At 72.2% G+C, this 20,054-nt stretch carries 23 protein-coding genes and 1 pseudogene; 6 read left to right on the plus strand and 18 right to left on the minus strand.

The features are described from left to right. Nucleotides 1–6: 6 nt before the first annotated feature. Genes J4N02_RS14200 through ftsH form a run of 6 tightly spaced genes read right to left on the minus strand, consistent with a single transcriptional unit; the run spans nt 7 to nt 5,001 of the window. Nucleotides 7–522: a DUF3180 family protein gene (locus tag J4N02_RS14200; protein ID WP_182817702.1), complete on the minus strand. Its 516-nt coding sequence runs from the start codon at nt 520–522 to the stop codon at nt 7–9. Then, a complete protein-coding gene (gene folK, locus J4N02_RS14205; protein ID WP_243760816.1) occupies nt 519–1,073 on the minus strand; it encodes a 2-amino-4-hydroxy-6-hydroxymethyldihydropteridine diphosphokinase in 555 nt (184 codons plus the stop codon). The genes J4N02_RS14200 and folK overlap by 4 nt, the downstream gene beginning before the upstream one ends. Beyond that, the gene (gene folB, locus J4N02_RS14210; protein ID WP_188333690.1) at nt 1,070–1,429 is read right to left on the minus strand and encodes a dihydroneopterin aldolase; all 360 of its coding nucleotides are present in this window, start codon (nt 1,427–1,429) and stop codon (nt 1,070–1,072) included. Before folB ends, folK begins: the two co-directional genes overlap by 4 nt. Next, nucleotides 1,426–2,232: a dihydropteroate synthase gene (gene folP / locus J4N02_RS14215; RefSeq protein ID WP_208090990.1), complete on the minus strand. Its 807-nt coding sequence runs from the start codon at nt 2,230–2,232 to the stop codon at nt 1,426–1,428. Before folP ends, folB begins: the two co-directional genes overlap by 4 nt. 11 nt (nt 2,233–2,243) lie before the next feature. Beyond that, nucleotides 2,244–2,807, minus strand: coding sequence for a GTP cyclohydrolase I FolE (folE, locus tag J4N02_RS14220; RefSeq protein WP_188333691.1), 564 nt, complete (start codon nt 2,805–2,807; stop codon nt 2,244–2,246). A 1-nt stretch (nt 2,808) separates the two neighbouring features. Then, nucleotides 2,809–5,001, minus strand: a complete 2,193-nt coding sequence (gene ftsH / locus J4N02_RS14225; protein WP_182817698.1) for an ATP-dependent zinc metalloprotease FtsH — start codon at nt 4,999–5,001, stop codon at nt 2,809–2,811. 163 nt (nt 5,002–5,164) lie between these two features. Here ftsH and J4N02_RS14230 point away from each other — a divergent pair, with 163 nt between their 5' ends. From J4N02_RS14230 to J4N02_RS14240, 3 genes are read left to right on the plus strand one after another with little or no spacing between them, the layout of a single operon-like run. Beyond that, complete coding sequence (locus J4N02_RS14230) at nt 5,165–5,383, plus strand: hypothetical protein (protein ID WP_182817696.1); 219 nt, start codon at nt 5,165–5,167, stop codon at nt 5,381–5,383. Next, nucleotides 5,380–5,811 carry a hypothetical protein gene (locus tag J4N02_RS14235; protein WP_182817695.1) on the plus strand — a complete coding sequence of 144 codons (432 nt, stop codon included), beginning with the start codon at nt 5,380–5,382 and terminating at the stop codon, nt 5,809–5,811. Before J4N02_RS14230 ends, J4N02_RS14235 begins: the two co-directional genes overlap by 4 nt. Beyond that, a complete protein-coding gene (locus tag J4N02_RS14240) occupies nt 5,808–6,119 on the plus strand; it encodes a transcriptional regulator (protein ID WP_182817694.1) in 312 nt (103 codons plus the stop codon). Before J4N02_RS14235 ends, J4N02_RS14240 begins: the two co-directional genes overlap by 4 nt. Here J4N02_RS14240 and J4N02_RS14245 read toward each other — a convergent pair. From J4N02_RS14245 to J4N02_RS14280, 8 genes and pseudogenes are all read right to left on the minus strand, one after another. Further along, nucleotides 6,116–6,971 (minus strand): annotated as a pseudogene (locus J4N02_RS14245) (IS5 family transposase). The gene J4N02_RS14240 and the pseudogene J4N02_RS14245 overlap by 4 nt on opposite strands. 47 nt (nt 6,972–7,018) lie before the next feature. Beyond that, nucleotides 7,019–7,663: a helix-turn-helix domain-containing protein gene (locus J4N02_RS14250; RefSeq protein WP_188334120.1), complete on the minus strand. Its 645-nt coding sequence runs from the start codon at nt 7,661–7,663 to the stop codon at nt 7,019–7,021. Further along, nucleotides 7,660–7,827 carry a hypothetical protein gene (locus J4N02_RS14255; RefSeq protein WP_182817692.1) on the minus strand — a complete coding sequence of 56 codons (168 nt, stop codon included), beginning with the start codon at nt 7,825–7,827 and terminating at the stop codon, nt 7,660–7,662. Before J4N02_RS14255 ends, J4N02_RS14250 begins: the two co-directional genes overlap by 4 nt. Next, nucleotides 7,824–8,534, minus strand: a complete 711-nt coding sequence (locus J4N02_RS14260) for a TlpA disulfide reductase family protein (RefSeq protein ID WP_182817691.1) — start codon at nt 8,532–8,534, stop codon at nt 7,824–7,826. Before J4N02_RS14260 ends, J4N02_RS14255 begins: the two co-directional genes overlap by 4 nt. Nucleotides 8,535–8,580: 46 nt before the next feature. Beyond that, nucleotides 8,581–9,519, minus strand: a complete 939-nt coding sequence (gene ccsB, locus J4N02_RS14265) for a c-type cytochrome biogenesis protein CcsB (protein ID WP_182817690.1) — start codon at nt 9,517–9,519, stop codon at nt 8,581–8,583. A gap of 19 nt (nt 9,520–9,538) precedes the next feature. Continuing rightward, complete coding sequence (locus tag J4N02_RS14270) at nt 9,539–11,041, minus strand: cytochrome c biogenesis protein ResB (RefSeq protein WP_188334119.1); 1,503 nt, start codon at nt 11,039–11,041, stop codon at nt 9,539–9,541. A gap of 11 nt (nt 11,042–11,052) precedes the next feature. Continuing rightward, entirely contained in the window at nt 11,053–11,784 is a 732-nt protein-coding gene (locus tag J4N02_RS14275) for a cytochrome c biogenesis CcdA family protein (RefSeq protein ID WP_182817688.1), read from the minus strand. Between the two features lie 4 nt (nt 11,785–11,788). Then, nucleotides 11,789–12,676, minus strand: coding sequence for a tetratricopeptide repeat protein (locus J4N02_RS14280; protein WP_182817687.1), 888 nt, complete (start codon nt 12,674–12,676; stop codon nt 11,789–11,791). A gap of 558 nt (nt 12,677–13,234) precedes the next feature. On the opposite strand from J4N02_RS14280, the gene J4N02_RS14285 reads away from it, so the two are divergent. The 3 genes from J4N02_RS14285 (at nt 13,235) to J4N02_RS14295 (ending at nt 16,143) form a co-directional block, all read left to right on the plus strand. Next, nucleotides 13,235–15,043, plus strand: coding sequence for a sensor histidine kinase (locus J4N02_RS14285; protein ID WP_188334118.1), 1,809 nt, complete (start codon nt 13,235–13,237; stop codon nt 15,041–15,043). A 3-nt stretch (nt 15,044–15,046) separates the two neighbouring features. Then, complete coding sequence (locus J4N02_RS14290; protein ID WP_182817684.1) at nt 15,047–15,718, plus strand: response regulator transcription factor; 672 nt, start codon at nt 15,047–15,049, stop codon at nt 15,716–15,718. 80 nt (nt 15,719–15,798) lie between these two features. Next, complete coding sequence (locus J4N02_RS14295; RefSeq protein WP_182817683.1) at nt 15,799–16,143, plus strand: hypothetical protein; 345 nt, start codon at nt 15,799–15,801, stop codon at nt 16,141–16,143. Nucleotide 16,144: 1 nt separating this feature from the next. Here J4N02_RS14295 and hpt read toward each other — a convergent pair whose 3' ends face one another. The 4 genes from hpt to dacB are packed head-to-tail and all read right to left on the minus strand — an operon-like array spanning nt 16,145 to nt 20,013. Then, nucleotides 16,145–16,696, minus strand: a complete 552-nt coding sequence (gene hpt / locus J4N02_RS14300) for a hypoxanthine phosphoribosyltransferase (protein ID WP_182817681.1) — start codon at nt 16,694–16,696, stop codon at nt 16,145–16,147. An 11-nt stretch (nt 16,697–16,707) separates the two neighbouring features. After that, the gene (gene tilS, locus J4N02_RS14305) at nt 16,708–17,643 is read right to left on the minus strand and encodes a tRNA lysidine(34) synthetase TilS (protein WP_182817680.1); all 936 of its coding nucleotides are present in this window, start codon (nt 17,641–17,643) and stop codon (nt 16,708–16,710) included. After that, complete coding sequence (locus tag J4N02_RS14310) at nt 17,643–18,620, minus strand: zinc-dependent metalloprotease (protein ID WP_182817679.1); 978 nt, start codon at nt 18,618–18,620, stop codon at nt 17,643–17,645. Before J4N02_RS14310 ends, tilS begins: the two co-directional genes overlap by 1 nt. Nucleotides 18,621–18,630: 10 nt before the next feature. After that, on the minus strand, nt 18,631–20,013 hold the full coding sequence (dacB, locus tag J4N02_RS14315; protein WP_188334117.1) for a D-alanyl-D-alanine carboxypeptidase/D-alanyl-D-alanine-endopeptidase: 1,383 nt from the start codon (nt 20,011–20,013) through the stop codon (nt 18,631–18,633). Between the last annotated feature and the right edge of the window lie 41 nt (nt 20,014–20,054).

Consider the following 20,054-nt stretch of genomic DNA (forward strand, 5'->3'; position numbering starts at 1 on the left):
AACAGGCTAGCCGCTGGCCCCGGACGCCCCGGCGTCGCCATGCGGGGTGTCCGGCGAATCGCCGTCGTCGTCGGGGAGCCGGCAGGCGGACTCGAGGGCGCGGCCGGCCAGGACCCACGCGACGGAGGCGACGACGGCGATCCCGGCGTGCACCACGCGCTCGACGGCCAACGGGGCCGGGAGGGCGCCCGCGGCCGCCCAGGCGAGCGCGGCGTAGGCCCCCAGCAGCAGCGCGCCGCCGACCTGGGACGTCTTCCCCAGCAGCAGCCGGGTGACCGCCTGCTCGTTGTCCAGGGCGGTGCGGTCCCGGGCGAGCGTGCGCCGGGTCACCCGGGCCAGCCACGCGATCCCCACGCCGATCAACGCGACCGACACCCAGGCCGGGTAGCCCGGGATGGGCAGGGAACCGCCCTGCCCCTGCCACCAGGCCAGGCCCAGCCGCACCACGACGAGGGCGGCCAGCCCGGCCCCGAGCACGTGCAACGGTCGGGTCGGCGTGATGGTGGGGCCGGACGGGGTCACGACAGGTGGATCGCCGCGCCCTCGACGCGCTCGACACCACTCGTGTCGACCTCGCTCAGCAGGTCGGCCACGGGGCCGGCGCCGGAGAGCTCGGCCGCGGGGTCGGCCTCCAGCCACGGGACGAGGACGAAGGCGCGCTCGTGGGCCCGCGGGTGCGGCAGGGTGAGGTGCTCGTCCTCGCGGTGGCGGTCGCCCAGCTGGATGAGGTCGATGTCGATCGTGCGCGGGCCCCAGCGCTCCTCGCGCTCGCGGCCGAGGTAGTTCTCGATGGCCTGCACGCGCTCGAGCAGGATGCCCGAGGACATCATGGTCTCGGCGAGCACGACGATGTTGAGGAAGTCGGCCTGGTCGGTCCTGCCCACCGGCGTCGTCCGGTACACCGACGACACGTCGGTGACGATGACGTCAGGGGTGGAGGCGATGGCGTCCACGGCCTTCTGCAGCGTCTCGAGGACGTCCCCCTCGTTGCCGCCGAGTGAGAAGACCACGCGGCGCAGCGGCTTCATGCCGCTGAGGGTGTCGAGGTCGAGGTCGATGGCGGGATAGTTCACGGCTTCCTCCTGGTGCAGGTGACGGTGACGTCGGCGAAGGGGACGGTGATCGGTGCGTGCGGCTTGTGGACGGTGACCGTGGCGCCCACCACGAAGGGGTGGGCCAGGCAGGTGTCGACGAGGCGTCCGGCCAGGGTCTCGATCAGGTCGACCGGGTCACGCTCCACGTCCGCCACCAGGGCGGACGCGAGACCACCGTAGTCCACGGTGGTGGCGAGGTCGTCCTCGGTCCCGGGGCGGACGACGTCGAGGACGGCGTCCACGACGAACTCCTGGCCCTGGCGGCGCTCGAAGTCGAAGACGCCGTGGTACCCGGTCGCGCGGATTCCGGTGAGGGCGATCGTGACCTCGTTCATGCACCCATCCTCTCGGCGACGGCGATGGCGTCCGCGCTGGAGCGCACGTCGTGCACGCGCACGCCCCACACGCCCCGGGCGGCGAAGTGGCCGCTGAGCTGGGCGGTGGCGACGTCGCGCCCCACCGGCGGCCGGGGAGCGTCGGGCCCGCCCAGCAGCGAACCCAGGAACCGCTTGCGGCTCACGGCCAGCAGCAGCGGGAAGCCGAGCGCGTCGAGGGCGTCCCACCCCTGCAGGAGCGCCCAGTTGTGCTCGGCGGTCTTGGCGAAGCCGATGCCCGGGTCCAGCACGAGCCGGCCGGGGTCGATGCCGGCGGCCAGCGCGGCGTCGCGGCAGGCGGCCAGCTCGGCGCGCACCTCGGCGACGACGTCGTCGTAGACCGCGTTGGCGCCCATCTCGCGGGCGTGGCCCCGCCAGTGCATCGTGATGTAGGACGCCCCGCGCGCGGCCACGGCGCCCAACATCCGAGGGTCCGCCAGGCCGCCGGAGACGTCGTTGATCCACGTCGCGCCGGCATCCAGCGTGGCGGCCGCCACCGAGGCGCGCGTGGTGTCGACGCTGACGGTGACGCCCGCGTCGGCAAGGGCCGCGACGACCGGGAGCACGCGGGCGAGCTCCTCCTCGGCCCCCACCCGGTCGGAGTCGGGGCGGGTGGACTCGCCGCCCACGTCGACGATCGCGGCGCCGTCGGCCACCATCGCCAGCCCGTGCGCGACGGCGGCGTCGGTGTCGACCCAGCGACCCCCGTCGGAGAACGAGTCGGGCGTCACGTTGAGGATGCCCATCACCAGGGTGCGCGCCATGACCGCTCCCCTCAGCCGATGATGAGGCTCATCGCCTCGGCGCGGGTCGCGGCGTGGCGCAGGGCCCCGCGGACGGCCGAGGTGACGGTCTTGCTGCCCGGCTTGCGGACGCCGCGCATGGTCATGCACTGGTGCTCGGCCTCGACGACGACCATGACGCCCTGCGGGTTGAGGTGCTGGACGAGGGCGTCGGCGACCTGCCCGGTGAGCCGCTCCTGCACCTGGGGTCGGCGCGCATAGACGTCGACCAGGCGGGCCAGCTTCGACAGGCCGGTGATCTTGCCGTCGCGGCTGGGGATGTAGGCGACGTGCGCGACCCCGTGGAACGGCAGCAGGTGGTGCTCGCACGTCGACCACAGCTCGATGTCCTTCACGAGGACCATCTCCTCGTGCTCGATGTCGAACGTGACGCCGAGGTGCTCGGCCGGGTCCTGCTCCAGGCCGGCGAACATCTCGGCGTAGGCCCGGGCGACGCGCTCGGGCGTGCCGAGCAGCCCGTCGCGGTCGGGGTCCTCGCCGATGGCGATCAGGATCTCGCGGACGGCCGACGCGATGCGCGGCTGGTCGACGGCCATGTCAGATCCCCCGCGGCGGCTGCGGCTGGGGGCCCTGCCCGGGCGGGTAGGGGCCCTCGCCGGGCCCGGTCGGCGGGTGCGGCGCGTTCGGCGGCGGGTAGGAACCGGGCTGGTTCCACGGCCCGGGGCCCTGCTGCGGCGGCTGGCCGTAGGGGCCGGGGGGCTGCTGGCCCCAGGGCCCGACGGGCGGGCCGGGCTGCCACGGTCCGGGCTGGGCCGGCGGCTGCTGGCCCCACGGGGCGCCGGGCGGCGGGCCCGGGGGCAGGGCGGGCTCGGGCACCTTGCGCTCGGGCGGGTCGATGGGCGGCACCTCGGAGGGCTGGCGGTTGGGCGAGCCCGTCCAGGCCGGACGCCGGGGCCGCTTGCGCAGCGGCTCGAAGATCCGCGCGACCTGCTCCTTGTCGAGGGTCTCGTGCTCGAACAGCTGGCGGACCAGCTCGTCGAGGACGTCGCGGTTCTCGTCGAGGACGTCGAACGCCTCCTGGTGGGCGTTCTTGATCAGCGCGGCGACCTCCTGGTCGATGATCGCCGCCACCTCCTCGGAGTGGTCGCGCTGGCCGCCCATGCCGGCCTGCATGCCGAGGAACGGCTCGGTGTTGCCGGTGCCGAGCTTGACCGCGCCCAGCGACTCGGTCATGCCGTAGTCGGTGACCATGGCCTTGGCGACCTTGGTGGCCTTCTCGATGTCGTTGGCGGCGCCGGTGGTGGGGTCGTGGAAGACGAGCTCCTCCGCGGCGCGCCCGCCCAGCATGTAGGCGAGCTGGTCGAGGAGCTCGCCGCGGGTCTGGCTGTACTTGTCGGCGTCCGGCATCACCATCGTGTAGCCGAGCGCGCGGCCGCGCGGGAGGATCGTGACCTTCTGCACCGGGTCGTTGCCGGGCATGGCCGCCGCGACGAGCGCGTGGCCTCCCTCGTGGTAGGCGGTGATGAGCAGCTCGCGCTCGTTCATGACGCGGGTGCGCTTCTGCGGGCCGGCGATCACGCGGTCGATGGCCTCGTCGAGGTTCTCCTTGGTGATCCACTGCTTGTTCTGGCGCGCGGTCAGCAGCGCGGCCTCGTTGAGGACGTTGGCCAGGTCGGCGCCGGTGAAGCCCGGCGTGCGCTTGGCGACCGAGGCCAGGTCGGCGTCCGGAGCCATCGGCTTGTTGGCGGCGTGGACGCGCAGGATCTGCAGGCGGCCGTTCATGTCGGGCGCCTCGACGGGGATCTGGCGGTCGAAGCGGCCCGGGCGCAGCAGCGCCGGGTCGAGCACATCGGGCCGGTTGGTGGCCGCGATCAGGACGACGCCGCCCTTGACGTCGAAGCCGTCCATCTCGACGAGCAGCTGGTTGAGGGTCTGCTCGCGCTCGTCGTGGCCGCCGCCCATACCGGCGCCGCGGTGGCGGCCGACGGCGTCGATCTCGTCGATGAAGATGATGGCCGGCGCGGCCTCCTTCGCCTGCTCGAACAGGTCGCGGACGCGGCTGGCGCCCACACCGACGAACATCTCGACGAAGTCGGAGCCGGAGATCGAGAAGAACGGGACGCCGGCCTCGCCGGCCACCGCGCGCGCCAGCAGCGTCTTGCCGGTGCCGGGAGGACCGTAGAGCAGGACGCCCTTGGGGATCTTCGCGCCGACGGCCTGGAACTTGCCGGGCTCGGCGAGGAACTCGCGGATCTCCTGGAGCTCCTCGATCGCCTCCTCACAACCGGCGACGTCGGAGAAGGTGGTGCGCGGGGTGTCCTTGCTGGCGACCTTGGCCTTGCTCTTGCCGAAGCCGAGGACGCGGTTGCCGCCCTGGGCGGAGTTCAGCATCCAGAAGAACAACAAGCCGATGAGGATGAACGGGAAGATCCCCATCAGGAACAGCGACATGAAGCCGCGGTCGGGCACTTCGCCGCGCCACTGGTCGAGCGTGCCGGCCGCGGTGCGCTCGTTGAGCCGCTCCACGATGTCCTGGCTCTGCTGGCCGACCCAGTTGGCGCGCATGCGTGCGCCGCCATCCTCCTTGTACTCCAGGCGGATCTCCTGGTCGCCGTCGACCATGACGACCTCGCGCAGCGGGTCGTTGCCCTCGATCACCGAGATGATCTTCGACGTCGGCACCTGCTGGTAGCGACTGGACGCCGAGAACAGGTTCATGCCCAGCATGATCAGCAGGAACCCGGCGAGGATCCACAGGAACGGACTGCGCAGCAGCCTCGGTGACTTCATTCGACTCCCTGTCACAGGCGAGATGGGTGCGTCGTTGAGCGTACCGGACCGGCACAACGGACCACCTCCGGAAGATCTTTGATGAAAGTGCTTGCGGGTTTGGAAAGTACTTGTTAGTGTTCTGTCATCGGAACAACCCGAACCCCACACCCCGGAGGACACCATGAACACCACCGCCCGCACCCCGGCCCGCCAGACCATCGCCCGCCGCGTCGCGCTCATCGGCTTCGCCATCGCCTTCGCCTCGATGATCACCCTCTTCATCGCCGGCGCCGTCACCGGCACCGCGCCGATGATGGTCGTCGCCAGCACCACCGCCGCCGCCCTCGGCGGATCGGCCGCCGGCACCTTCGCCCAGCTCCGCAAGCAGGCCCGGGCATGAGCGACCTCGACCCCCAGCAGGCCCGCGACCTGCTCGACCAGGCCGGACGCCTCGGCTCCGCCGCCCGCTCCGGCGCCAGCTGGCCCCAGATCGCCTGCCTCCTCGGCATCGGCGGCGTCTCGGCGATGTTCGCCGTGGCCCTGTACTTCGTGGGCCACACCGACGGGCGCCTCGTGGCGCTGCCCCTGGTCGTGGCCGGCGTCTGGTTCGCGATCCTGATCACCGTGATGGTCCGGTTCGCCCGTGCCACCAAGGCCGGCTTCGGCAAGCGGTGGGGCCAGGCGATGGCCGCGTGGACGGTGGCCTGGGTCTTCACCGTCGTCGGCTCGACGGTGTGGTGGGTGGGCGAGCTGTGGTTCGCCATCGCCTCCGCCGCGCTGCTCACGCTGGTGACCACCCTCGGCGCCTGGCGGGAGGCCCGGCAGTGACCGCCCCCGAGACCGAGCACCCGCGCCACCAGCTCAACGACCAGCTCACCCACCCGGTCCGGTTCTCGCTCGCGGCGGCGCTCGCGGCCACCGACGAGATCGACTTCGCGTCGGTGCGCGACCACCTGCAGGTCAGCGACTCGGTGCTCAGCCGGCAGGCCTCCCAGCTCGAGGAACTCGGGCTGGTGCACATCAAGAAGGGCTACGTGGGCAAGCGTCCGCGCACGTGGCTCTCCCTCACCGGTCAGGGCCGGGCCGCGTGGGCGTCCCACCTCGACGCCCTGCGCGCGATCGCCGGCCAGGCCTAGGGCGTGTCGCGTAACTGGTCTCGTAGGCAGATGATGGTGCTGGCCAGGACGAGGCCGGCGCGGTAGTTGCGAGCGAGTTTGTCGTAGCGGGTGGCGATGGCGCGGAACTCCTTGATCCGGTTGAAGAAGCGTTCCACCACGTTCCTGCCCTTGTAGATGGTGGGATCGAAGGCAGGTGGGCGACCGCCGCGGCTGCCCTTGGCCTTGCGACGGGCGATCTGGTCGGAGCGTTCGGGGATGGTCACCTTGATCCTTCGCCGCCGGAGCTCGGTTCGGGTCGAGGGATGGGAGTAGGCCTTGTCCGCGACCACCCGGACAACCCGGTGAGGGGCAAGATCGATCACATCCAACAGGCGGGGGTTCTCACCGGCCTGACCCGGGGTGACCACCAGCGAGCACAGGTGACCGGAGGCGTCGACCAGGGCGTGGGACTTCGTCGTCCACCCGCCACGGGAGTGCCCCAAGGCGTGATCAGCTGGTTCGGCCCGAGGATTCTTGTAGTTCGGTGGATCCCCCTTTTCGGGCGCCGGCAGCGTGCTTGTGGGCCCGCACGATCGTGCCGTCCACCACCGCGACCAGACCTTCTGCCTCCGGTGAACCGGCGATGGCGGTGAGGATCTTGTCCCAGGTACCGTCCTGGGCCCACGCGTTGAAGCGGCGCCACAAGCTCGACCACGATCCGAACTCGGCCGGCACGTCCCGCCACGGCGACCCCGTCCGCAACCGCCAACAGATGCCCTCCACCGTCCGCCGGTGGTCATTCCACGGACGGCCGCCCTTCGCGCCCCCACGCGGCATCAACGGCTCAATCCGCGCCCACATCTCGTCACTGAACTGAGGACTCCTGGTCACAAAGACAACCCTGACCCAAACCACCCAAATCAGTTACGCGACACGCCCTAGTCGGCGCGCTCCTCCCAGGCGGCCACGAAGGCGGCCAGAGCCCGGTCCACCGCCGCGCCACCACGGTTGACCAAGGACGTCGCCTCGCCCGAGGTCAGGCCGTGCCGGACGGCGGCGTCCGCGAGTTCTTCGACGAACAGGCCGCGGAACCGGACGAACACCCCCACCACCTCGGTGAGCAGCGCTCCGGCCCGCAGCGCCACGCGGGCGTGCTCGGCCGCCATGGCCTCCGCCTCGGCGATGGCGCGGGCGGAACGGGCCGGGGTCTCGGCGTCCAGGTGCGCGAGCAGCAAGGTGGTCAGATCTCGGCCCAGGGACGCCATCTCCGCCCGGAAGCCGTCGTCCAGCACCGACTCGGGCAGCGCGTTGGACGCCGCCCGCGCATGGCGGCGCATCACCTTCACGACCCGGTCGGCGGACTCCCCCAGGCTGCCTGGCCGGGACACGTCGCCGGTGCCCTGCTGCAGCAACGCCTTCAGGGTGCTCAGTGAGAACCGGCGGTGGCCGCCGGGCGTGGTGAACGCCTCGACCTCGCCGTTGGCGCTCCACCGGCGCAGGGTGGCGGGCGAGACGCCGAGCATCGCGCTCGCCTCCTGGACCGACAGCCAGGTCTCCTGGTTGCGTGCGGTGGCCGTGGTCATCGCCCCACCTCCGGGGTCGAGCCGTTGAGCAGCTCGACGGCCTTCTTCTTCAGGAACGGCAGGCTCGCGTCCAGCTTGCCGAGCGCGCCTTCGGGGTCGGGCGAACCGGTGGGGGTGACAGCTGGGTCGGGGACGGGTTCCCGGGGTTCGGGGTCGTCGGTCATGGTGCCAGCTCCTCGAGGATGGAGTCCATGGTGTCGCGGGCCAGGCCACCCACACGGATGTCCTTGACCACGCCGGCACTGTCGATGAAGTAGTGCGCCGGGATCGCCCCGACCGCGTAGGCCTCGGCGATCTCGTTGTTCGGGTCCACCCCGATGGGGAGGGTCAGGCCGGTCCGCTCCGCGTAGGCCTTGACGGCCTCCTGCCCCTCCTGGATGTTGATGCCGAGCACGACGACGTCGCGGTCGGCGAACGCCTTGTGCGCCGCCTCGACGTCGGGCATCTCCGCCTGGCAGTTGGTGCACCAGGTGGCCCCGAAGGTGATCCACACGCCCTTGCCCTTGAGCTCGGACAGCGTGATCTCCTGCCCGTCCCAGGTCGTGTAGGTGAAGTCCGTCGCGGGCTCGCCCAGGGTGGGCGGCGGTACCCGCGACGTGCCGTCGAGGCGCACCACGGTGGCCCCGCCGGTCTTGGACTCCTCCGACCGCTCCGCCTGCAGCCGGACGATCTGCCACCCGGCGAACACCACGGCGGCGGTCACCAGGAGCACGACGAGCTGCCCCAGGCGGCTGGAACGGATCCGCTCCCGCGGGTCACGGGGTGCGACCGTGGACGCCGCGGGCGAGAGCACGTCGACGCCCGGCCTTGGGGCGTCCGGTGCCCCGGTGCCCTCGATGAGCTCGTCGTCGTCGCCGACGTGGTCCCTCATGGTGTGTCCCTTTCCGTTCCGTGCCGCCCGGGTCCGTCGCTGTCCGTCAGACGACGCCGTAGGAGTGCAGGCCGCCGAAGATCGCGTTGCCGAAGAAGGTGAAGATCACCGACAGGAACGCGACGACGAGCAGCCAGGCGGCGCCGCGGCCGACCCAACCGCGCGCCACGCGGGCGTGCAGGTAACCGCCGTAAATGAGCCACGTGACCAGGGAGGCGGTCTCCTTGGGGTCCCAGCTCCAGTAGCGGCCCCAGGCGATCTCGGCCCAGACGGCGCCGAGGACGATGACCATGGTCATGAGCGGGTAGCCGATCACGGTGGCGCGGTAGCCGAGGCGGTCGAGCACGTCGGGCTTGGGCAGCAGGTGGCTCACCTTGCCGGGGAAGTAGGAGTCGATGAGGTACAGCACGGCGGCGGCGAACGACACCAGGAAGGCGCCGTAGGCGAAGATCGCGACCAGGATGTGCAGGGTCAGCAGGAAGCTGTTCTGCAGGGCCGGGACCAGCGGGTTGGCCGTGGAGTCCCACGACAGGGCATAGAGCTGGATGACGACGGTCATCGGCAGCGCGACCAGCGCCAGCGTGCGCGCCCGGTACTTCCACTCGAAGAACAGGTACATGACCAGGAAGCCCCACGCCATCGAGACGGCGAACTCGTGCTGGGTCACGAAGGGCCCACGGCCCGTCTCGACGGTGCGCAGCACCAGGGCGAGGGTGAGCATGCCGAGGGCGCCCCACGCGAGCCAGGAGGCGTACTTGGCGATGGTGGCGGGCAGCGGCCCGCTGACGCGGCGGGTCGGGGCGGGGGCGGCGTCCAGCGCCTCGAGGTCGTCGACCAGGTCCCCACCGACCAGCACCCGGGCCTTCTTCTGGGCGCCCTTGGTGACCAGCTGGTGGCCCTGGACGGCGGCCCAGATGTAGCCGATGGACGCGAGCACCGTGGCCCCTAGGGCCACCATGATGGCGTACTGCGCATAGAGCAACATGGCGATATCTCCTTGTTCGTCAGCGTTCGCGCTGAGCGTCGTCGTCCTGGATGTGGTGGAGCAGTTCGGCGAACACCGGCTCCATGCCGGGGTCGCGCTTGTTCGGGGCGCCGAGCATGACGCGGGTGGTGCCGTCGGCGTTGGGGCGCACGCGGCCCCACACGCGGCGGTGCGGGAGGAAGAAGACCAGGCAGCTGCCGATGACCAGCAGGGCGCTGCCGACCCAGACGATGTTGGAGCCCGGGTCACGCTTGATCGTGATGCCGGTGTACTGGCGGTTGCGCTCGAAGGTCCACGTCAGGCCCTCGAGCTCGGCCGACTGCCCCTGCGTGAGCACCTGGACGCCGAGCGGCTCGCTCTCGCCCACCCGGTAGACCTCGACGGCCAGGGAACCGGCCGGCAGCTCGGGCAGGACCTGGCCGGAGGCCGCCTGCACGATGTAGGCGCTGAGGTTCTTGCTGGGGATCGTCAGCTGGCCGATGGTGCGGGTGCCGTCGTTGGAGCGCCACGCCATCGAGACGGTCTCCTTGAACACCTCCTGGTCGCCCTCGGTGACCAGCAGGTCGGCACCGATGCCGAAGAAGGACTGGTGGAACCAGACGTCGCCGATGATGAGGGGCTCGTTCACGCGGATCTGCTGGCGCGCCACCGACTGCCCGTCGACGAACACCTCGAGGTCGGACACGTAGTCCTTGGGCTGGCCGTTCTCGTAGTAGTCGTCGTGGAAGGAGTGCGCGACGACCGCCATGCCGGTGTCGTGGCCGACCTCGACCTGCACCCCGACCGGGGCCACGAACTGCTCGTCGCGGAAGCCCATGGAGGCCGACACCACGAAGCCGAGCAGGATGATGATGAAGCTGATGTGCGCGATCACGGTGCCGAACGGAGCCCAGCGGAACTTGTCCCCGTACAGGTCCGCGCCGGCCTCGGCGGGCTCGCCGACCCCGCGGAAGTGCGCCTTGTGCAGCCCCTCGCGGACACGCTCGGCCGCGGCCTCGGCGTCCATGGGCAGGTCGAAGGCCGCGCGGAGCGGGGCGTGGGTGAAGAACGCCTCGCGCATCGCGATGCGGGGCTGCGTGGCGGTGCGCCACAGGCGGGGGGCGCGGTTGATCGAGCAGGCCAGGATGCTGATCGCCAGGATCGCGAACAGGGCCCGGAAGTACCACGTGCCGAACACGTTGTAGAGCCCCAGCGCGGACAGGATCGGCGCCCAGCCGCCGTACTTCTGCTTCGGGCCCGCCTCGTACCACGCCTGGTAGACCTCGGGGTCGGCCATCGCGTCCGGCGTCGCTTGGACGATCATCGTGCCGGCCAGCGTGAGCAGGCCCAGGATGAGGATCAGCCACAGGCCGGTGCGCATGGAGATGAGGAAGTTCCACACCGCCTCGAGCGGGTTGGTCCGGCGGCCGCGGTGGCGGCGCTCGGGCTCGGGGTGGACGTCGTCGAGCACGTCGACGCCGCTGTCGAACACGTCGACCTGCTCCTTGCGGGAGCGGGTGCGTTCCTTCGCGTGCGAGCTCATCGGCTTCTCTTTCAGACGGGGAACTGCGGTGTGAACTGGGCCAGGCGGGCGAACAGGTTCGTGAGCATCAGGAACCCGACGACCATGAGCAGGGCGCCGGTCACGACGGAGACGATCACCTGGTGGTTGGTCAGCCAGGCGAGGCGCTGCCGGACGGCGTCGGCGCCCAGCGCGACCAGCACGAACGGCAGGCCGAGACCGAGCGCGAACACGACGAGCAGGAGGGTCCCCTGCCCGAAGGTGTCGTTGAGGGAGGCCATGCCGATGATGGCCCCGAGCGTCGGGCCGACGCAGGGCGTCCACCCCGCGGCGAACACGACGCCGAACAGGGCCGAGCGCAGCACGCTCGGCCGGGTGGCGACGACCGCACCCGAGGCGTCCCGGCGGACGAGCCGGCCGCCGAGCGAGACCTGGTTGCGGAGGAAGGGGATGGTGATCAGGCCGGCCACGTGCAGGCCCATGACGATCAGCAGGACGCCCGCCACCTGGCGGATGACGTCCACGTAGCCGCGCAGCAGGTAGCCGACGAGGCCGATGGACGCCCACAGGCCGACGAAGACGACCGCGAAGCCGACCACGAACGCGAGCGACTGCTGCAGGGCGACGAGGCGGTTGGTGCGCTGGCCGGCCGGGGTGCCGCCGACGATGTAGCCGATCCAGACCGGCACCATGGGCAGGCAGCACGGCGACGCGAACGTCGCCACCCCGGCGACGAACGCGACTGCCAGCCCGACCTCGACCATGGCGTTACCCGTTGGTCCCTGCGGTGGCCGCGGGGGTGGGCTGCGCGGAGGCCTCGCCCATCGCCTCGGGCATCACGTCGCCGACGTGGCTCTGCACGGTCTTGGCGAACTCGGAGTCGGGCGCGATCTGGACGACCTTGTCCCAGGCGACCTTCATCTCGTCCATGCGCTGAGTGGTCATGTAGAGGAAGCCCAGGTCGTAGAAGACCTCGGGGTTGTTCGGGTACAGCTCGGCGGCCCGGTTCCAGACCTCCTCGGCCTTGGCGAGGTCGCCGAGGTTGAACTTGGTGGCGCCGAGGGCGACGAGGCCCTTCTCGTCGTCGGCGTTGACGTCGAGCACCTTCTGGTACCACTCGGAGGCCTGCTGGTACTGGTCGGCCTGGTAGTAGGCGTTGCCGAGGTCGAACAGGACCGCGACGTCCTGCGGGTTCTCCTTCAGCTTGCCCATCAGCTCGGCGACCTTGGCCTCGTCGAGGCCCGTCGAGGTGGGGGCGGCGCTGGCGCCCTCGGCGGCGGTCATCGCGGGCAGGTCGGACGGCGGCTTGCCGATCTGGTAGACCCCGAAGACGATGCCGGCCACGAGCGCGATGCCGAGCAGCCACTTCGCCCACGTCGGGAAGCCCTTGGGGGCCGGGGCCTGGGCCGCCTTGCGGGTGGCGACGAGCTCGGCGAGCTCGGCCTCGGGCCCGGTCAGCAGGCCGTAGATCCGGTCCGCCTCGGCCTGGCGCTTGCCCGCCCAGCCCTTCAGGTCGGCCGGCGCCGTCTCGAGGAACTCGGCGATCTGGCGGTGCAGGTCGTCCAGGTCGTCGCCCGCTGCCCCCGCCGGCAGGCCGAGCCGGCCGAGCAGTTGGGTGCGCGCCTGGCTGGCACTGGCGGTCTGTGCGCGAGACATGGGTCGTGTCGCTCCTCGGTGCTGGCGTGCGGGCGCACGCGTGCTGCTACTACCCAGTGTCGTTTTGAGCGATTTGTATAACTATCCGCCCAAGGATTCATATTGGATAGAGAAGGGGCATCTACCCTCTCTCCACCCTGCTCAGCCGTTGCTGTACCGGCCCCCTTGGTGGTCCTTGCCGTGGCAGGTGAGGGTGCAACTGCCGCCCGTGGCGGTCTTGGTGAACCGCACGCCGCTCGGGCGCAGCCACGGGGCTCTCCACGTCCGGTTCGAGATCCGTCTTCGTCATCTCTTCCACCACCTGTCGGCGCGTGCCCGCGAGCACGCAAGGATGCACGGCGTGCACCTCACCCCAAGCCTCGCGCCGCACCCAGGGTCCGCTCCCATCCGCCGGGGGGTAGAGGCTCGATAGACACCTCCGGCCGAACACGCCAAATCGCCCGAACGTGACGCCGGGGAGCGGAGGCCGCGCGTTCCCGAGCACGGGTGAAGCGGTTACAGTGGCGCCGAACCGGTGCCGAGGACACCACCGGGGGGTATGCGAGGAGGCGCCCGCAGGTGAGCGCTGTGCGAGATGACCCGGAGCAGGCGACGACGCCGGCAGCCGGCACCGCGGCGCGCCCGGTACGCGCCCCCCGCGACGAGGACGCCTCCCCCCGCCTGGTCGGCCGCCGTCTCCGCTGGATCGCGCTCGCCGCCCCCATGGCCTTCTTCCTGCTGCTCGAGGCCGTCCATTACCACCTGGAGCACTCGCCCTGGTGGAGCCCCGAGTTCGCCCAGGCCTGGCACCTGGCCGTCGCGATCGCGGTGTGCGTCGGCATCGGCATCTTCTCCTGGCTCATGCTGCGCCACATCGACCGCGCCGAGGGCGCCATCGTCATGCAGAACCGCGACCTGCTGCTGGCCGACACCGTGACCGCCGCCACGCACGGGCAGCCGGACGCCCAGGGCGTGGCCGACGCGGCCGCCCGCGTCCTCGCCGACGTCCCCGGGATCGGGTGCGTGCGCCTGCGCCTCAACCCGCGCGAGGGCGATCCCGCGCTGGAGGCCGTCGCCGGCCGCTCCCCCGATCTGGCCGGCACCACCATCCCGGCGCTCGACCGGCCGCTGGCCGAGGGCGACCGCGCGGTGGGCCGCATCGAGGTGTGGGCGTCCGACCACGACCTGCCCGGCGAGCACATCGGCCCCGCCACCGAGTCCGCCCTGTCCCTGCAGGTCGCCGGCGCGGCGCGCCTGAAGGCCGACTTCGCCGACCTGTACCGCCGTCGCGACGAGGGGCACGCCTTCTACGCGATCCTGCTCGCCATCTCGCGGCAGTCGGGGACGCTGCCCACGCTGACCGACCTCGCGACCCACGCGCGCGACCTGCTGGACGCCGACGCCGCCGCGGTCGTGGTCACGGTGGCGGCGGCCAACACGGTCCGGTTCGACTCCACGGCCGAGGTGCCGCAGGCGTGCAGTGACGGCAGCACGCTGCTCGGGGTCGGCCTGCCCGACCACATCGACGAGGTCACCGGCCAGCGCGTGAACCCCATCGGGTGCCTGCACTGGGGCGCCTACGCCGAGCACGGGGTCACCAGCCCGAGGGGGAACGTCGGCACCCTGCGGGTCGGCCGCCGCGACGAGCGCCCCTTCACCGAGCGCGACCGCTCGTTCCTGGCCACCATGGCCGGCCTGGCCAGCATCGCGCTGACCAGCGCCAAGGTGCGCGAGCAGGAGCGCCAGCGCGAGGTCCTCAACGAGCGCACCCGGATCGCCCGCGAGATGCACGACTCGATGGCCCAGGTGCTCGGCGCGATGCACCTGCGCCTGCGCATGCTCGAGACCTTCCCCTCGGTGACCGGGGACGCCGACACCGCCGAACAGGTGTCCGCGCTCGCCGAGACCGCCGACGAGGCCTACCGCGACGTTCGCGAGGTCATCCTCGGCCTGCGCGACTCCGACAAGGCCGACCTGACGCTCGAGGAGAACCTCGAGGCCTACACCGCCAAGTTCGCCGCCCAGTCCGGGATCGTCACGGAGTTCCGCAACGAGACCGGCGGCCCGGTGCAGCTCAGCCCGCGCACCGAGGTGCACCTGATCCGGGTCGTCCAGGAGGCGTTGACCAACGTGCGCAAGCACGCGCGCGCGACGCGGGCCACCGTGACGATCACCGGCACCGATGCGACGACCGTCACCATCGCCGACGACGGGCAGGGCTTCCACGCCCCCACCGACGTCCCGACCACCGACGGCTACGGGCTGTTCACGATGAGCGACCGGCTCTCGCTGCTGCACGGCACGCTGCGGCTGGAGTCGTACCCCGGCATCGGGACCAAGGTCATCGCGTCCGTGCCCGAGCCCCCGTCCCGGACCCCGAGGAGCTGAGCCATGAGCACGACCAGGGTGCTGCTGGTGGACGACCAGCCGCTGTTCCGCGGGGCGGTCGCCGCCCTGCTGGCCCGTCAACCCGGCATCGAGGTGGTCGGCGAGGCCGAGAACGGCCTGCAGGCCGTCGAGCGCGCCAACGAGCTCAAGCCCGACCTCGTGATCATGGACGTGGAGATGCCCGTCTTGGACGGCGTCGAGGCCGTGCGCCTGATCCGCGAGCAGGTGCTGGACGTCAAGGTGATCATGCTCACGGTGTCGGAGACCGACGACCACGTGGTGCGCGCGATGATGCACGGCGCGCACGGCTACCTGCTGAAGAACCTCCGCCCCGACCAGCTGTTCGACATGATCGTCTCGGTCATGCGGGGCGAGACCCCGATCTCGCCGGCCGTCGCCGGGCGCCTGCTGCAGCACCTGAAGGAGACAGGCGGCTCGGCCAAGGGGGCGGTCGTCCCCGAGGAGCCGGGCCAGAAGCTGACCCGCCGCGAGCTCGAGATCCTGCGCCTGGTCGCCGGCGGCAGGTCGAACAAGGAGATCGGCAAGGAGCTGTCGATCACCGAGGGCACCGTGAAGAGCCACGTGCACAACGCCCTGGAGAAGCTGCACATGACCAACCGGATCCAGGCCGCGGCCTACATCGTCCGACAGGGGCTGGGGCTGCCCGACGCCTGAACCTGTGCCGTGGGATGGATGGGATCCGGCCCACGCACGCGGGAGAATGGGGGCAGACCTGCTGCCCCCGGAGGTGACCGATGACCGCCCCTGACCCAGCGCCCTGCCTGAGGGCGCTGGTCGTCCAGTCCTACACCCTGCTCGGCGAGGGGATCGCCGACCTGCTGCGGCAGCGCGGCGTCCTGGTCGAGGTCGCCCCCGCCGACGACGCCGACGCGGTCGAGGCGGCGCTGGAATCGGAACCCTGCCTGGTCGTGCTCGACCGGGCAGCCCCCGCCATCACGGCGCTCGTGGTGCAGCGCGTGCCGACGGCGCAGGTCGTGGACGTGTCCTGCGTGATCGGTCGCGGCTACCCGGCGGCCGCCGACCTCATGCGGTTCGAGGCGATCCTCGACGCGCTGGGCGTGGCCGCGGCGCGGGCGTGACTCAGCTGTAGACGTGCGGCGCGAGCGTGCCGACGTCGGTCAGGTTGCGGTAGCGGCCCGCGTAGTCGAGGCCGTAGCCGACCACGAACTCGTTCGGCAGGTCGAAGCCCACGTACTTGACCTCGACGGGGCTCTTCAGGGCCTCGGGCTTGCGGAACATCGTCATGATCTCGAGGCTGGCCGGCTTGCGCGACTGCAGGTTCTGCATCAGGTAGGCCAGCGTCAGGCCGGTGTCGATGATGTCCTCCACCACCAGCACGTGGCGGCCCTCGATGTCGGTGTTGAGGTCCTTGAGGATCCGCACCACGCCGGAGCTCTGGGTGCCCGAGCCGTAGGAGGAGATGGCCATCCAGTCCATGTGCACGTGGCTGGCCAGGTGGCGGGACAGGTCGGCCATGACCATCACCGCCCCGTTCAGGACGCCGACCAGCAGGAGGTCGGAGTCGGCGTACTCGGCGTCGATGTCGGCGGCGATCTCGGCGAGCCGCGCCTGCACCTGGTCGTTGGTGTAGAGAACCTCGGTCAACTCACTGCTGATGTGCGATGCGTCCACGTCACCGCACCCTACCGTTGCTCGAACACCAAGCGCCCGTCCCGGCGGGAAACCCGTCCGCCCGGGACGTCCACGCCCTTCTGTCCCCGCCAGTGGGTGACGAGCCGCTCGGTGGCGTCGACGTGCACGGCCGCGACGTCGGCCGCCCCCGCGGCGCGCAGCCAGTCGGCCACCAGCCGGCGGCGCAGGCCGGGCGCGAGGCCGAGCAGGTGGAGGCAGTCGGTGGCCAGCGCCGGGTCGGTCTCCTCCGCCAGTTCCGCGACGAGTTCGGACGCCTCGCGGCTCAGGGTCGCCGTGCGGGCCAGTGCCTCTCGGATCCCCGGGCCCAGCTCGCGCTCCAGGACGGGGAGCACGACCTCGCGCACCCGCACCCGCGCGTAGCGGTGGTCGGCGTTCATCGGGTCGGCCCAGGGCTCGAGGCCCAGCTCGGCGCATGCGGCCACCGTGACCTCGCGGCCCAGGCCGAGCAGCGGCCGGCTGAACGGCCCGCGCTCGGGCGGGATCCCCGCCAGCGACGTCACCCCCGCCCCCCGGGCCAGGCGCAGCAGCACGGTCTCGGCCTGGTCATCGAGCGTGTGGCCGAGCAGGATCCGCTCGTCGGGCCGGCGCGCCGCCTCCAGCGCCGCGTACCGCGCGTCGCGGGCGGACGCCTCGGGCCCGGCCCCGGCGTCGACCACGTCGACCCGGACGACCTCCGCACCCAACCCGAGGCCGGACAGCACCTCGACGACCCGGGCCGCCACGGCGTCCGAGTTCGGCTGGAGGCCGTGGTCGACGACGAGCGCGCGCACGGGCGTCCCGCGGCGGGTGGCGACATGGTGGGCGGCCCACGCGAGCGCGAGGGAGTCCGCGCCGCCGGAGCAGGCGACCAGCCACGGGGCCGGGGCGAGGGCGTCCACGGCCTGGGTGACGGCCAGCGTGGCCGGGCCGAGCGCGCGCCGGGCCATCAGCCGTGGACGCGCCGCAGCCAGGTCGCCGGGTGGGCGATCTCGGCGGGTGAGGGCAGGTTGGCCGGCTCGTCATAGACGACGTTGAGCCCGTCGACGCCCACGCGGTCGATGACCGCCCGGCAGAAGCGGGCACCGTCGCGGTACTGGGCGAGCTTGAGGTCCATGCCGAGGGCGGAGTTGACCGCCTTCGTCCAGCCCCCGCGGTTGCGGCGGGCGTCGAACCGGGCGCGGATGGAGGCGACGGTGGGCACGACGTCGGGGCCGACGCGGTCCATCATGTCGTCGGCGTAGCCCTCGAGCAGGGCCATGGCGGCGCTGACCCGCTCGAACACGACCTTCTGGGCGGGGGTGGTGACGACGTCGACGAGGTTGCGGGGACGACCCTTCGGCGGGCCGCCGGGCTCGTCGGCCAGCAGCTGGCCCACCTCGGCGATCAGGTGGCCGCGCAGCCAGGGCGCGCGGGCGAACTGCTGGCGGTGGGTCTGCTCGTGCAGGCACACCCAGAGGCGGAAGTCCGCGTGGTCGACGCCCATCGCGCGCTCGATCTTGGCGACGTTCGGGGCGACCAGCACGAGGTGCGGCTCGGCGAGGAACGGCAGGTACTGGCCCAGGATCCGCGACCCGAGCAGCGCCAGCGCGCCGCCGAGCTGGGCGCCGTTCGCGCGGCCGGCCACCTTGTCGCGCAGCCGTTCGGGGCGCGGCATCGGCTCCCCCGAGGCCTCGGCGAGCATGGTGAGCGCCATGTCGACGTTGGCGCGGATCCACGTCGGGCGGTCGATGACGAGCATCTCCCCGGTCGCGGGCGCACCGAGGCCGGTCACCTCGGCCACCGTGGCGACGGACGCCTCGGCCGCCTCCCTCAGCCCCGCGACGACCTCGGCGACCTCGGCCGCGGACAGGGCGGGGCCGGGCGGGACGAGGCGCGCCCCGACGGTCGACGCGACGCCGGCGTCGATGAAGGGCAGCACGCTCATGCGCCCAACCTTAGGAGCACCCGCAGGAGGCCAGCGCGGCCGTGGCCCGGTCGAGCCACGCGCGCGCCGAGGTCTGGCCGGCGCCGCCGGAGGTCATCAGGGCGAAGGCGAGCGGCTGGCCGTCGGCGGTCACCACGTAGCCGGTGAGGGTGTTCACCCCGCGGATGGTGCCCGTCTTGGCCCGGACCATGCCGCGCCCCCGGAGGGAGTCGTCGGCGCCGAACCGCTCGCGGAGGGTGCCGGTGACGCCCGCCACGGGGAGTCCCTCGGTGATCGTGCGCAGGGCGGGGTCGGCCAGGGCCATGCGGACGGCCCCGACCAGGGCGTCGGGGGTGACGAGGTTCTCGCTGGCGATGCCGTTGCCGTCGAGGACGGCCATGCCGTCGTCCCAGAGGCCGAGGCGCTGCAGCTCGGTCGTGAGCACGGCCGCCCCGTCGGCCGGGGTGGCCGGCCGGCCGCGCTCGAGGGCGACCTGCCACAGCAGCGTCTCGGCGGCGTCGTTGTCGGACTGGGCGAGGACCACCTCGGCGATCGCCGAGACAGGGAGGGAGTCGACGTGGGCCAGCTCGGTGGCGTCGGCGGGGGTCGGGACGGGGTTGGTCGCGGACACCGTGATGCCGTGGGCCGCCAGGAAGCCCGCGAACTGGTCGGCGGCGAAGCGGGCCGGGTCCTCGGCACGCTGGAGGGCGTTGGGGGCCAGGCTGGGCCGCGCGTGGTCGGCGGTGAGCGCGGTGATGGGGGCCACGGAGCGGGCGAAGATGTCGGGCCACGCCGGGTTCCAGCCCGGGCCGGCGAAGAGGGTGGCGTCGTAGCCCAGGGCGACGGTGGTGGCGCCCTTGGCGGTGAGCTGCTCGGCGGTCTGCTCGGCGAGGTCCTCGAGGGAAGCGGGCCGCGGGTGCGCGTCCGCGCGGGTGGCCCCGGTGAGCAGGGGGTCGCCACCGCCGCGCAGCACGACGGTGCCGCCGTCGGGGGTGAGCAGGCTGGTGGTGGCGAAGGTGCGGTCGGGGCCGAGCACGTCGATCGCCACGAGCGCGCTCAACACCTTCAGGCTGGACGCCGGCGTGCGGGCCCCGCTGCCGGCGCGGTAGAGCTCCTGCCCGGTGCGGGCGTCGACCACGAGGGCGACCACGTCGCCGAGGCCCTCGCGCGGGAGGGCGTCCAGCCTCGCGGCCAGGGCGCCGGGGGCGACGGTCGCCGTCGGGGCGCCCAGGTCGGGCAGCACCGCGGGGGGCGGGTCGGCGACGGCCGGGAGGTCGAGGCGTCCGGTGCCGACCAGCGGGTCGTCGGCCAACTGGGGTCGCACGACGAACTGCAGCCCCGCGGTCGCGAGCGCGACGGTGAGCGCGAGGATCCAGGTCACGGCGGGGCAGACCCAGCGTCGGCGTCCGGCCACGTTCCGCTCCTCACCGCCGCGGGAAGGCCCCGACGGCGTGC

The organism is Propioniciclava sp. MC1595 (assembly GCF_017569205.1).
Taxonomy (GTDB): domain Bacteria; phylum Actinomycetota; class Actinomycetes; order Propionibacteriales; family Propionibacteriaceae; genus Propioniciclava.